The sequence below is a fragment of the Pseudoalteromonas sp. T1lg65 genome, assembly GCF_051930985.1.
In the GTDB taxonomy this organism is placed as follows: Bacteria; Pseudomonadota; Gammaproteobacteria; order Enterobacterales; family Alteromonadaceae; genus Pseudoalteromonas.
Window position 1 is genome coordinate 150104 of record NZ_CP196837.1, and the last position, 12399, is coordinate 162502.

Here is a 12399-nt window from a genome sequence, read left to right on the forward strand (position 1 = left end):
TTTTTATGACTTGGAAAAGCGTTATGCGGTTTCTAGCGAAGGCGCTTGTTTGAGCTGTTGATACTGTTGGCGTGCAGATAGGGCATTGAGCATGGTGGATAACTTGGCTTCGGTCTCTAACCACTCAGAGGTTGGGTTAGAAGCGGCGACGATACCTGCGCCAGCAAATAGCCTCGCGTGATTATCCTTTACTTCACCACTGCGAATAATAACGACCCATTCACCATTGCCGTGTTTATCACACCAGCCAACGATCCCAGAGAAAAAGTCGCGGCTTTCTCCCTCCAATTTTTGTACCCATGGATAAGCCGCCGCGGTGGGTTTACCGCACAATGCTGGAGTAGGGTGCAAACGATTGGCAAGCGCTAAAACATGGGTGTTTGGATCGTGCAGTTGCGCTTCAACCTCAGTTGAAAGGTGCCACATGGTGGCAGTGCTTAGTAATGAGGGAGCACTTGGAATGGTGAGTTTGTGACACCAAGGTTTGAGGACTTGTGACATTTCTACCAATACCACAGCATGTTCGTAGCGGTCTTTTTTAGAATTCATCAAGGCTTGTTTACGTTGAAATTCAATAGCGCTATTTTTGGTACGTTTGGCAGATCCTGCGAGTGGATTACTGAGTAATTGGTCTCCTTGTTTTCTAAGCAGTAGCTCTGGACTTACACCCATCAGAGTCGCGCCTTGCTCAGTCGGAAAGGAAAAGTGAAACCCACTTCTACTCTGTTGTAGTAAGTTGGCAAGGACTAACTCTGGCTTAAGCTTGTCTGTAAAGGTTAAATCGACTTGTTTGCCTAGCACGATTTTATCCAGTTGCTTACTACTAAACAGGCATTTCGCTTTACGTATTGCATTTTCATAGTGGGTCTGTGATTGACGGTGATAGGCGTGCTGTAGTGTTGGCATGTCAGCATGCTTTTGTGACAGCGCAAGCCAATCGCTAAGCAACGTTTTGTCGTACCGCCCAACTTGCTCGGCAACAATAAACTCGGCTTGTTGTGACTTACAAAAAGGTAAAATACCAAAGGCGATTGCATTGTCTTGTTGGCACTGATTAAGCGCAAAGTTCACTTTATCCACAAGTGCTTCACTGTTATCGATAGACGCCTTAAACCGACTATGAATTTGTTTAGTGATATAACATTGTTCGCCAGATACAAACAGCGCATGCCGTTTTGCATCAAATGGGGTATCTGGCGTGATGATTAATTTTAGAGCCGATAATTCGTCTAACATGATGTGTCCTCATTTCCAATACATCTGCGCATAATTGTTTACTTATCGACGTATTCAGCGAGTAAATATTTAGTCTTTACCGTGTGAAAGAATCTATTTTTTTGCTATTGAAAATCACTAAGAAATTCAATAAAAGCCTCACATCCAATGGTGAGATCAGTTACCCTGTAGGCAACAGGGAGCTATGAAGAAAAACAAGATGACGTTATTTGAAAAAATCTATCAGCGTGCAGCACAGCGTAAGGGTGGAGAAGCACAATTAGCACTGCGTTTAACAAAGCCCTTAGAAGCAAAACAATTGTTGTCATTAAGCGATGACGCGTGGCTTGATGAATTTACCCGCAAAGTGTTCCAAAGCGGCTTTTATTGGTCAGTAGTTGATAATAAATGGCCGGGCTTTAGAGAAGTATTTTGGGACTTTTCTATTGAAAAGTTATTGATGATGTCACCCGAAATGTATGAACAACGTAGCCAAGATGAACGTATTATTCGTAATGCTAAAAAAGTAAAAAGCATTGCGCATAACTGCCAAATGATTTTCGAGGTGCAACAGCAGCATGGCAGCTTTAGCCAGTTTATCGCTGATTGGCCAGAAAACGACATTGTTGGTTTGTGGCTGTATTTAAAGAAACACGGTGATCGGTTGGGTGGGAACACGGGTCCTTATGCATTAAGAATGATGGGCAAAGATACGTTTTTGTTAAGCAAAGATGTGGAAACCGTATTGCGCTCAGAAGAAATTATCGAGGGTGGTTTACAGAGCAAAAAATCATTGACCGCGGCACAGCATTTCTTTAACGAGCTACAACAACAAAGTGGTCTTAGCTTACAAGAACTTAGTCAAATTGTGTCCATGAGTGTCGGTGAAAATGTTCGCTAGCGTAAAAAGGTAAACAACTCAAATAGATAAGGTTAAACATGTCTTCTCAACAAGCAGAAAGTAAATATTTTCAACCTTACGAAAACTCAGCGCTGAGTTTTTCTGAGCATCCCAAACGGTTTATTAAACCGTCGTTGCTGTTAACTAATCAGGCATTATTAAAGCAATTAGCACTAGATGTGTATGACCCTCAAGCATTAGCGTCGATTTTGAGCGGACAGAGCAAACTAGGAGCGATTGCTCCATCCAGTTTGGCATATTCCGGTCATCAATTTGGTCATTTTAATCCAACATTAGGTGATGGCCGAGCACATCTGATCGGGGGGATTAAATCATCCGCTAGCGAACAGTACGAATTGCAACTCAAAGGCTCTGGGGCCACACGGTTTTCTCGAGGTGGTGATGGGTTGTGCGGTATTGGTCCGGCGGTGCGTGAGTTTGTGATGAGCCAAGCTATGGATAGCTTAAATATTCCGACCACACGTTGTGTATCGGTTGTGACGACTGGAGAGACCGTGTTGAGAAAGGGGGAGCAGCCGGGAGCCGTAGTGTGCCGAGTAGCGCAAAGTCACGTGCGTATAGGCACGATACAGTATTTAGCGATGCAACAACAAACGCAAGAAATGTGGTCGCAGTTAAATGAGCTGGGCGAGCGCTTTTATGATCTCAAAGTTGAAACGTTAACTCAGGTCGCAGAACTGTTTCGTTTGATTTGCGAACGCTTGATAGGGTTGGTTGTTGAGTGGCTGAGAGTTGGGTTCATCCATGGCGTGATGAACACAGACAATATTTTACTTAGCGGTGAAACCATTGATTACGGTCCTTGCGCCATGATGGAAGCGTTTGACTTCAACACCGTATTTAGTTCTATCGATCAGCAAGGTCGATACGCCTATGGTAATCAAGCCAATATCATGAAGTGGAACTGTGCGCGTTTAGCGGAAGCGCTATTGGTGTTGTGGGATGACGAGCAGCAAGCAGTGGAAGTTTTTAGCGGAATTTTGAATGATTTTGATAATGTCTTTCATGCTAAATATCAAACTATGTGGGCCGCAAAACTTGGTATAGAGAATTGGCATGAGGGGGATCAGCTGCTGTTGCAGTCGCTGCTGGATATAATGCAAAAAGAGCAGCTAGACTTTACCAATACCTTCGCCGCACTGACTAATTTGACACTCGACCAGCCCAATGGGGAATTAGTCATACCCAGTGTATTAAATGATTGGCGCTCGAAATGGCTTAAACGGCGCGTCGACAAAACGATTTCTGGCGAGTTGATGCGTAACGCAAACCCGATTCTGGTACCCAGAAATGCGTTACTTGAAGCTGAGATTGAACGATTTATTCAGCAGGGTGAAAGTGACACATTGGCCCCCTGGCTTGATGCACTGCAATCACCTTATGATTATCAAAACTATCCGAGTAATTGGTTGTACTCAACTTCAGCCAAAGGCTATCAAACATTTTGCGGGACTTAAGCTAATGGCGCACTCTAGTGATTTAACATGGCAAGAACTGAAAACCAAAATTTTGGCGCACAAACGAGCGCTGATCATCGCGCATATCGTGGCATTTTTTGCAGCACTTGTTAGTGTGCCTGTGCCATTGATGATGCCGTTGATTATTGATGAAGTATTACTTCAGCAACCGGGCACGGCGGTTGCTTTAATGGATCAGTGGCTACCTGAATCTTGGCATGGACCAACAGCCTATATTTTTACCATTCTTGGTCTAATTATTGTGATGCGTTTAGCAACCTTGGTGTTGGGCGTTTTGCAGGCGAGACAGTTTACTATCATAGGTAAAGATATTAGCTACGAGATCCGAAAGCGACTACTAGACCACTTACCGTTGGTTCAGTTAAAGGAATATGAAACGCAAGGGGCTGCTGCTATCAGCTCTCGCTGTATTACCGATGTCGAAACGCTAGACTCGTTTATTAGTCAGACCCTATCGCGCTTTTTAATTGGTATGCTCAGCATTATTGGCACCGCTATTATCTTGCTGTGGTTGGATTGGATGCTGGGGTTAATTATTTTAACTCTGAATCCTGCCGTTATTTACTTCGCAAATCGCTTTGGCAAACAAGTTAAGAAGCTGAAAAAAGAAGAAAATGCCGCGTTCGAAGCATTGCAAACTTCACTGGTTGAGACACTGGATGCTATCTCTCAGCTCAAAGCCATCCGCCGAGAGTCGAGCTACTTTGACACGGTAAAAGGAGCGGCCAAAGACCTTAAACATTATGCGATTCAGTCACAATGGAAGACCGATGCGGTCAATCGGTTAAGCTTTACCGCGTTTTTGCTGGGTTTTGAAGTTTTTCGTGCTATTGCCATGTTAATGGTGGTGTTTTCAGATCTGACCGTTGGGCAGATCTTTGCTGTGTTTGGTTACATGTGGTTTATGATGGGACCAATTCAGGAGCTTTTGGGTATCCAGTATTCGTATTATGGTGCAACTGCCGCATTGGGTCGATTAAATCAAGTATTTGCTTTTGAAACGGAAACAAGAACTCAGAGTCCGGTTCCGGTTTTTGAGAATAACGCAGTCACAATTGATTTTTGTGACGTTGATTTTGAATATGTAGAAAATCAGCCAGTACTTAAAAAAGTGTCTTTATCCATTCCTGCTGGAAAAAAAGTGGCACTTGTTGCCGTGTCTGGCGGAGGTAAGTCGACCTTGGTACAACTATTACTCGGCTTATACCAAAAGCAAGCAGGAGACATCAAAATCAATCAAGTGCCTGTTGAGCAGATCGGTTACGAACAGGTGCGTGAAAATATCGCGACAGTTCTACAGCAACCTATTTTGTTTAATGCCAGCATCCGCGACAATCTTACGATGGGCACAGAGGTGACGGATGAGCAGCTTTGGCAAGCCCTGCAAGTGGCAGAATTACAACATACGGTGGAAGATATGCCAGACCAACTTGATACCATTGTAGGCCGCAGTGGAATTCGATTATCAGGTGGTCAAAAGCAACGTTTGGCAATTGCCAGAATGGTCGTGTCTGATCCTAAAGTGGTGGTTTTAGATGAGGCGACGTCCGCATTAGACATTGAAACCGAGGCACGTATCCATCGAAACCTAAAAACCTTTCTAGCTGGCAGAACGACGTTAATAATTGCTCACCGTCTCAGTGCGATAAAGCAAGCGGACATCATTTATGTGCTAGATGATGGTCGGGTCACTCAATCAGGCAAGCACAACGAGTTATTAGGTGAAGAAGGCCTCTATCAGGTCTTGTATGGCAATGAAGGATATTAAGGTAATAAAATATTCTGCTTTATCATTAAGTAAAGATTAAGAGAATGACTACTATTATCGAGGCAACTTAATCGTAACGGTGACTTTTCTGCTAGACTTCGCCTTTAGCGGCACAAGTTACTGTCGACAATAGAAATGGGAAGGAATGATGAAAATTAAAACTTTGAGCTTACTGGTTGCGATGGCATCTGTTGCAGGTGCACATGCAAGTGAACCAACAGAAGGGTTTCATGTTGGCGTATTCGGTGAAAGATACGAGGCAGAATGGCAAAACGTGCGAGATTTCGCGGGTTTAAATGTTGAAGACTCTACGTCTTGGGGTGCTGAGTTAGGCTATCGTTTCAATAAAAGCTGGACTGGCCGTTTTGAGTATGCGGATATGGACTTTGATTTGTCAGGTATCAGCAATGGCTCTCTTGATGGCAAGCGTTTTGGTTTAGATGCGTTGTATCATTTTGACGGTGGTCCTTTTTACGGGATTGCTGGGGTTAAAAAAATGGACTTAGACGTCATCAGCGATAATACGTTTGTGAATTTAGGAGCTGGGTATCGTCACTATTTTACCGAAAACTTTTTCGTCAATGCCGAAGCCGCAGTATATCAAGGCTTAGAAGCAAGCTATACCGATGTTGGTGGTAAGCTTGGGTTGAACTATTCATTTGGCTCAGCTGCAAAAACGGCGCCTGTAGAGGCTGCTCCTGCGCCAGCTGTGAAGAAGGCGCCGCAAGACAGTGATAAAGATGGCATTATGGATGGTGAAGACAAGTGTGCAAACACGCCTATTAGTGACGCTGTCGATGCGTCAGGTTGTACATTGTACGAGATGAAGGAAGAGTCGGTCACTTTACTTGTCCGTTTTGCTCACGATGGTAGTAAAGTCTCGAAGCAATATATGGACGACATTTCTGAAGTGGCTCGATTCTTAAAGGCCCACACTGCGTCAGATGTCGTACTCGAAGGTCATGCTTCAGCGGTTGGCGATGCTGAATATAATCAAGGGCTTTCTGAGCGTCGTGCTAAAGCGGTAGCAAAACAATTGATGGAGAAGGGAATTGACGCATCGCGCATTACCACCATCGGGTTTGGCGAAGAGCGCCTTAAAAATACAGCCAATACACTAGAGGCCCATGCCGAAAACCGCCGTGTTGAAGCTCAGGCTATTGCATCTGAAAAAGTAAAAGTTAAACGCAAATAGCAACATATTTCAATTCACGAGAAATCGTACTAACAACAATGCCAGCCTGTAATTCGAGCTGGCATTTTTTATTTCTGGTATGTGATGTGTTGGTGCATCCATTTGGTTTATTCATAAGTTAATTGCTAATTATTGGCTGAGTATTTTTGTTGCTTGTTGTGGTATTATTCCAGGTCTGCTGGTTGGCGACGACTTTATCCACTTTCCCTACACTGTCACCAATCAGAATCTGATAGTTGTGTAATCCCATGTAATTTTCATGTTTGTAATTTATTGTTTTAATGGCGCTTAATTAACTTTAAATCACTGCGTTTGTAGATGTGGATAAATGTAACCCAATGAAACTTTTTGCTTTCATTTTGTTCACCTTAAAGTTGTTGATTTAGGTACTTAAGAACTTTATCATTAGATAATAACAATAATGATGCTTTTTCATTCAGTGTTGGTGAAAGCGTTTTGTCTAAGCTGCTGTATAAGGATCCGAAATGAAAACCCTGGATTTAAATGTCAACTGGTTGTTCTTTGTAGTTGCATTTAGTGTTGTTTTCTTTGTTTATAGCGTTGGTATGTCTGTTGGTGTTGCTGTGACTTTAATGAAAGTATTGGCAATGGCTGGGGCTGCATTTGTATTATTGTTTTTGATTTTGGGCTTAACCCACAAGCGTTTTTTGCATGTAGATAGAGCAGGGGTAAGCTATAGATGGTTGGGTAGAACCCGATATTTGGCAAAAGAAGACGTAGTGAAAGTTGAACAGGTTTCGTTAGGGTTGGTTAAAGTGCCACGGGTCCATTTAGTTGATGGTAAATGTAAGACATTTTATAGCTGGTCTATTACCGACCAACAACAACAGCGAGCAAGCACATTGCTCTCTGATTAAATTTTTATTTTTAAACGCGCGTTATCAAAGGAGCACAAGTGCTCCTTTTTCTTTATCTGCTACTTCTCATTTAGCCAAATAGCGGCTTGTTTAGCAAAATAGGTCAAAATGCCGTCTGCCCCTGCGCGTTTAAAGGCTAGTAGTGATTCCATTACCACAGGCTTTTCTGCTAGCCAGCCATTTTCTATCGCAGCTTTATGCATCGCATATTCACCGCTAACTTGATAGGCAAAGGTTGGTACGCCAAACTCGTCTTTGACGCGTCTCACTACATCAAGATAAGGCATGCCCGGTTTCACCATGACCATATCTGCACCCTCTTGTAAATCGAGGGCAACTTCACGCAACGCTTCGTCAGAATTTGCGGGATCCATCTGATAGGTCTTTTTATCCGCGCCTTTTAGGTTTCCGGCTGAACCAACGGCGTCACGAAATGGACCATAATAGCTTGAGGCATATTTAGCAGAGTACGCCATGATACGCGTGTGAATAAAGCCACATTCTTCTAGTGCTTCACGAATAGCGCCAATGCGGCCATCCATCATGTCTGATGGCGCAACGATATCCGCGCCTGCTTCGGCGTGAGACAGCGCTTGTTTGACAAGCACTTCAATGGTTTCTTCATTCTGCACATAGCCATCTTCGTCAATAATGCCGTCTTGACCGTGTACGGTGAATGGATCTAAGGCGACATCGGTGATCACACCAAGCTCTGGACAAGCTGCCTTTAAAGCTCGAACGGTGCGCTGCGCGAGTCCTTCAGGGTTGTATGCTTCTTCCGCAAGCAGTGACTTTTGCTCAGCAGGTGTGACCGGGAAGATAGCAACCGCAGGTACGCCTAAGCTTACCAGTTGCTTTGCTTCTTCAACTAGTAGGTCAATAGAAAGGCGCTCGATCCCTGGCATTGAGGGGATTGATTCGCGACAGTTTTCTCCCTCTAACACAAATACTGGGTAAATAAGGTCATTGACTGATAAAACGTTTTCACTCATTAAGCGTCTTGAAAAGTCATCGCGGCGCATTCTGCGCATACGTGTAAGTGGGAATAGGTCTAAACCTGACTGAGCCACGTTATATCTCCTGTTCGGGGTTGAAAACGACAACTTGATCACGGCCATTTTGTTTGGCCTGATATAATGCTTTATCAGCGTTGTCGGTAAAAATACTTGGGGTATTGGGATCGCTAACTATGGCGCTATAAATACCTGCGCTAGCGGTAAATTTAATGTTTTGCTCACCAACTGACAAAGTTTGTTCGGCGGTATAGATTCTGATCCGCTCTGCAAGCTCATAAGCCCCCTCAGATGAGGTGTTTGGCAGTAAAATAATAAACTCCTCACCACCATATCTGAAAATTTCGTCAGAAGGTCTACGAAGGTGTTGTTTGATGAGGTTGGCAAACTGACAGATTGCATGATCGCCTGCGAGGTGACCATAGGTATCATTAATTTTTTTAAAGTGGTCGATATCAAAAATGATTAAGCTTAGGCAAGTTTGTTCTCGTCGAGAACGTCTTGCTTCCATTTGCAAGCGCTTATCGAAGTAACCGCGATTTTTGACTTTAGTTAATGGATCTTCCGTATTGAGCTTTTCTAACTCGCGGTTTTTTTCTTCTAGTTCACGCAATGTTACTTGGAGTTCGAAGGTGCGTTCTTCAATGTTGTTTTCAAGCAGTTGCTGAGATTGCTCTTGTAGTTTGAGCTTTTCTTTAAGTAGTGCATCTTCTGCTTGCGTATGAGCGAGTCGTTGCTGCTGTTTCATTAATGCATTATCGCGTTTCGCCATATAGCTTCTTGCAAGTAAGTAACTAATCACGGTGCACTGTAGCAAATATAACAAATAAACGCCGGGTTGAATTAACAGCTTGCCTGGCTGAATACCCAATTCGACAACCAATTGATAGCTAATCGTGAGCGATTGTAAGAGTACAATACAGATCCCTAAACCGCGATATTGCTGGCTGTGACGAGCCACAAGATAAAAGAGTATGGCTGAAACAAGGGTACATAGCGCTAGAGTGGTAATACTGACAAGGTTAACTGGCAACACGATACTCAATATCAGTCCACAGACTACGCTGAGTTGCAGCAGACGAGCATAGCTTTGTGATAGTGATAGTTTGAGCGCTTGTCTGGAAATAAAGAGCAATAATAAGGTCGAAAGCGTGGCTAATAACCCCTGTCCATGTTGTTGTAGCCAAAGCCATTGACCATAAAGGTAGCGGTAACTAAAACCATATAGATGCGCGTTAAGCAACCAAACGCTGGCGACAAAAGCGGTACCAACAAGGAAGAAATGCTGTTTGCTTAACGTAAAGAGGGTAAGGTTAGTTACCATTAGCGCTAATACAAAACCAGCTAAAATCCCATATAACAAATTAAATTTGCTTTTGAATTTTAGGTACTCGTTAGGCTGCCATATGCTTATAGGCGCGTAGACAACACCATGATGTTTGATACGCAGATACAGCATTGATTCACCATACGCTGCGAGTGTTAATGGAATAATCAGCGATTCGTTTTTTATTGGTCGTTTTAGCAACGGTAGGGTATCGCCCATGCCAATTTTCAAAATGGGATGATCTGGCACAACATGGAATGCGGTCACAGAATCGAGCAAATTATTGTCAACGCTAACCAAAATAGACAGATCCCTACTGCTGGTATTGCGCAGTGGAAAACGTACCCAAATAGCCGTATCATTCGTTCGCAAGCCTAGTGGCAGCGCTTTGTGAGTTTGCCATTGAGTGTCAGCATCGAGTAATTGGGAGATGTTCTCATGCTCTGAAAAACTGTATGCCAGTTGAAATTCATTGAGATGGCCAAAGCGTTCATTGATCTCGACAACGGCTGAACTCGCGGGTGTAAAAAACAATACTAGGATCAGGAAAAAACGCTGCATTTTTATCCCTGCCGAACGAATAATTGAGTGAAATTATGAGTGGTCTGCTGAATAACCTGCTCCGCAGAGATGCCTTTTAACTCGGCGACTTTAGCGACAATATAATGAAGATAAGCCGGCTCATTACGACGAGTTTTGGGTTTGGGCTGGATATTCCGTGGGATTAAGTACGGCGCATCAGTTTCCAATAGCATACGTTCTAACGGAAGATAACGGACCAACTCTTGTAGCTCAAGACCTCTGCGTTCATCACATAGCCAGCCTGTAATCCCGACACTCAAGCCATAATCTAGGTAATTTTTAAGCGCCTCTTTATTACCAGTAAAACAGTGTAGCAAACCCGAAACATGCGTGCCTTTTAGTAACGTAAATAAGGCATTATGTGCTTCTCGTTCATGTAGGTACACTGGCATATTTAATGCGTTTGCAAGTTCAAGCTGCTGCTGGCAGATATCTTGTTGAACACTGCGTGGAGAAAAATCGCGATTAAAATCTAGTCCGCACTCTCCAACGGCTACGACTTCGGGCTTATCTAGCAACGGCTTCAGTTGATCAACAAAGTTCTCGGGTGCACTTTTAGCGTCATGAGGATGAATACCAGCGGTCGTTAGCAAGTTATAGCGGTTGGCAAGCAGTAAGCTACGCTTACTACTTTCTATGTCACAGCCAATCGCGAGCATTGAGACTACGCCGCTATCCGTAGCGCGTTGAATAACGTCTTCTAAATCATCATCAAACTGAGCGCTGGTGAGATTGACACCGGCGTCAATAAGCTCGCTCATTAATTGACTCTTTTTACTCGAATGCTTCTGTTTGCGCCCACTTTGTTCATCAAAAAAGAGCCGAATGAAGCACGGTTAATTTCAACTTTGTCCCCTTTACTAGCAGGAAAGCGATCTGAGCCGATTTGTTTCCATATTTGGCCATTGTCTAGGGTGAAAGTATGAGTACCTCGGCCATTATCTTTGAGCATTGAAATGGTGGCTACCAAGCTATCAAGTGCTTCTGTTTTGTCACTGCGGTTTTCCAAACCAAAATCTTTTGTAGTATCGTTTCGCTGAACTGCTGAAGTTGGGGCGGTATGATGTTGTGCCTGCTGACTAGAATTTGCAGGCACTTGCTTTAGATCAGAGTGGCTAATTGGCTGGTTGGCCATCACTTTATCGAAACAATGCAGTCTTTTGAAATCATTGTCGATTAATGTACACACCTCTAGGGCTTGAACGTTCACTGATTGCGCATGGCTGAATACAGAAAAGCCAACCGTAACTGTGGCTACTATTATTTTTTTCATTTTTCTGATTCCTGTTGAATTGGTTTTTTTGTGTAAAAAGCGGCTAAGATCAAGCCCAGCTCAAATAACAATAACATAGGTAAAGCGAGAAGTGTCTGTGACAAAACGTCTGGCGGTGTTAAAAACATTGCAACCACAAAAGCGCCGACCACAATATAGGGTCGCTTTTCCCTCAAGCTGGTTGTTGTTGTCGCGCCGCTCCAACATAACAGCATGATTGCAACAGGAATTTCAAATGCCACGCCGAAAGCAAAAAACAGTTTCAGGATAAACCCTAAATAACTACTAATATCAGGGCTTAACGTCATCATTTCAGGTCCCACGCTGGTAAAAAAGCTCAATATAATTGGCATGACAACGAAGTAGCAAAAAGCGATTCCTGAGTAAAACAATAAAACACTAGAGAGTAGAATAGGGATCAGCATGCGCTTCTCATGCTTATATAAGCCCGGAGCAATAAACCCCCAGATTTGGTGTAAAATAAATGGAATGGCGGCAAATAACGCGACAAAGAGGGTGAGTTTAAATGGCGCGAAAAAAGGGGCTGTTACGTCGGTTGCGATCATGCTGGCGTTACTTGGTAAGCTCTCAACCAATGGGGCTGCTACAAAGGCATAGATATCATTGGCAAAATAGACTAATGCCACAAAAATAAGCAAGATGCTTATCAACGCTTTCATCAAACGGTTACGAAGCTCGACGAGGTGTGAAATAAAGCCACTTTGAACAGATTCGGTCATGAAATTAA

Annotated in this window: 11 protein-coding genes; 5 read left to right on the forward strand and 6 right to left on the reverse strand. The window is 43.4% G+C overall.

The features are described 5' to 3' along the window. Positions 1-21 precede the first annotated feature (21 nt). Entirely contained in the window at positions 22-1236 is a 1215-nt protein-coding gene (locus tag ACSLBF_RS00665) for an isochorismate synthase (protein WP_440054727.1), read from the reverse strand. A 199-nt stretch (positions 1237-1435) separates the two neighbouring features. Here ACSLBF_RS00665 and ACSLBF_RS00670 point away from each other — a divergent pair, with 199 nt between their 5' ends. From ACSLBF_RS00670 to ACSLBF_RS00690, 5 genes are all read left to right on the forward strand, one after another. Further along, positions 1436-2116, forward strand: a complete 681-nt coding sequence (locus ACSLBF_RS00670) for a DNA-3-methyladenine glycosylase I (protein WP_440056167.1) — start codon at positions 1436-1438, stop codon at positions 2114-2116. A gap of 38 nt (positions 2117-2154) precedes the next feature. Then, complete coding sequence (locus ACSLBF_RS00675) at positions 2155-3594, forward strand: protein adenylyltransferase SelO family protein (RefSeq protein WP_440054728.1); 1440 nt, start codon at positions 2155-2157, stop codon at positions 3592-3594. 4 nt (positions 3595-3598) lie between these two features. Beyond that, positions 3599-5383 carry an ABC transporter ATP-binding protein gene (locus tag ACSLBF_RS00680; RefSeq protein ID WP_440056169.1) on the forward strand — a complete coding sequence of 595 codons (1785 nt, stop codon included), beginning with the start codon at positions 3599-3601 and terminating at the stop codon, positions 5381-5383. Positions 5384-5531: 148 nt separating this feature from the next. Further along, the gene (locus tag ACSLBF_RS00685) at positions 5532-6578 is read left to right on the forward strand and encodes an OmpA family protein (RefSeq protein ID WP_440056170.1); all 1047 of its coding nucleotides are present in this window, start codon (positions 5532-5534) and stop codon (positions 6576-6578) included. A 485-nt stretch (positions 6579-7063) separates the two neighbouring features. Continuing rightward, positions 7064-7456, forward strand: a complete 393-nt coding sequence (locus tag ACSLBF_RS00690) for a hypothetical protein (protein ID WP_440054729.1) — start codon at positions 7064-7066, stop codon at positions 7454-7456. Positions 7457-7515: 59 nt separating this feature from the next. On the opposite strand, the gene hemB is transcribed toward ACSLBF_RS00690, so the two are convergent. The 5 genes from hemB to tatC are packed head-to-tail and all read right to left on the reverse strand — an operon-like array spanning position 7516 to position 12391. After that, the gene (hemB, locus tag ACSLBF_RS00695; protein ID WP_440054730.1) at positions 7516-8526 is read right to left on the reverse strand and encodes a porphobilinogen synthase; all 1011 of its coding nucleotides are present in this window, start codon (positions 8524-8526) and stop codon (positions 7516-7518) included. Between the two features lies 1 nt (position 8527). After that, positions 8528-10357, reverse strand: a complete 1830-nt coding sequence (locus ACSLBF_RS00700) for a diguanylate cyclase domain-containing protein (protein WP_440054731.1) — start codon at positions 10355-10357, stop codon at positions 8528-8530. Between the two features lie 2 nt (positions 10358-10359). Continuing rightward, entirely contained in the window at positions 10360-11139 is a 780-nt protein-coding gene (locus ACSLBF_RS00705) for a TatD family hydrolase (protein WP_440054732.1), read from the reverse strand. After that, positions 11139-11651 (reverse strand): hypothetical protein, encoded by a 513-nt coding sequence (locus ACSLBF_RS00710; RefSeq protein ID WP_440054733.1) that lies wholly within the window; start codon positions 11649-11651, stop codon positions 11139-11141. Before ACSLBF_RS00710 ends, ACSLBF_RS00705 begins: the two co-directional genes overlap by 1 nt. Continuing rightward, the gene (gene tatC / locus ACSLBF_RS00715) at positions 11648-12391 is read right to left on the reverse strand and encodes a twin-arginine translocase subunit TatC (protein ID WP_440054734.1); all 744 of its coding nucleotides are present in this window, start codon (positions 12389-12391) and stop codon (positions 11648-11650) included. The genes ACSLBF_RS00710 and tatC overlap by 4 nt, the downstream gene beginning before the upstream one ends. Positions 12392-12399: the final 8 nt, after the last annotated feature.

Bases quoted from the DNA above. Each gene is read 5' to 3' on its own strand.
- tatC (WP_440054734.1), bottom strand. From the start codon at position 12,391: ATGACCGAATCTGTTCAAAGTGGCTTTATTTCACACCTCGTCGAGCTT.
- ACSLBF_RS00675 (WP_440054728.1), top strand. From the start codon at position 2,155: ATGTCTTCTCAACAAGCAGAAAGTAAATATTTTCAACCTTACGAAAAC.
- ACSLBF_RS00690 (WP_440054729.1), top strand. From the start codon at position 7,064: ATGAAAACCCTGGATTTAAATGTCAACTGGTTGTTCTTTGTAGTTGCA.
- ACSLBF_RS00680 (WP_440056169.1), top strand. From the start codon at position 3,599: ATGGCGCACTCTAGTGATTTAACATGGCAAGAACTGAAAACCAAAATT.
- ACSLBF_RS00685 (WP_440056170.1), top strand. From the start codon at position 5,532: ATGAAAATTAAAACTTTGAGCTTACTGGTTGCGATGGCATCTGTTGCA.
- ACSLBF_RS00700 (WP_440054731.1), bottom strand. From the start codon at position 10,357: ATGCAGCGTTTTTTCCTGATCCTAGTATTGTTTTTTACACCCGCGAGT.
- ACSLBF_RS00705 (WP_440054732.1), bottom strand. From the start codon at position 11,139: ATGAGCGAGCTTATTGACGCCGGTGTCAATCTCACCAGCGCTCAGTTT.
- ACSLBF_RS00665 (WP_440054727.1), bottom strand. From the start codon at position 1,236: ATGTTAGACGAATTATCGGCTCTAAAATTAATCATCACGCCAGATACC.
- ACSLBF_RS00710 (WP_440054733.1), bottom strand. From the start codon at position 11,651: ATGAAAAAAATAATAGTAGCCACAGTTACGGTTGGCTTTTCTGTATTC.
- ACSLBF_RS00670 (WP_440056167.1), top strand. From the start codon at position 1,436: ATGACGTTATTTGAAAAAATCTATCAGCGTGCAGCACAGCGTAAGGGT.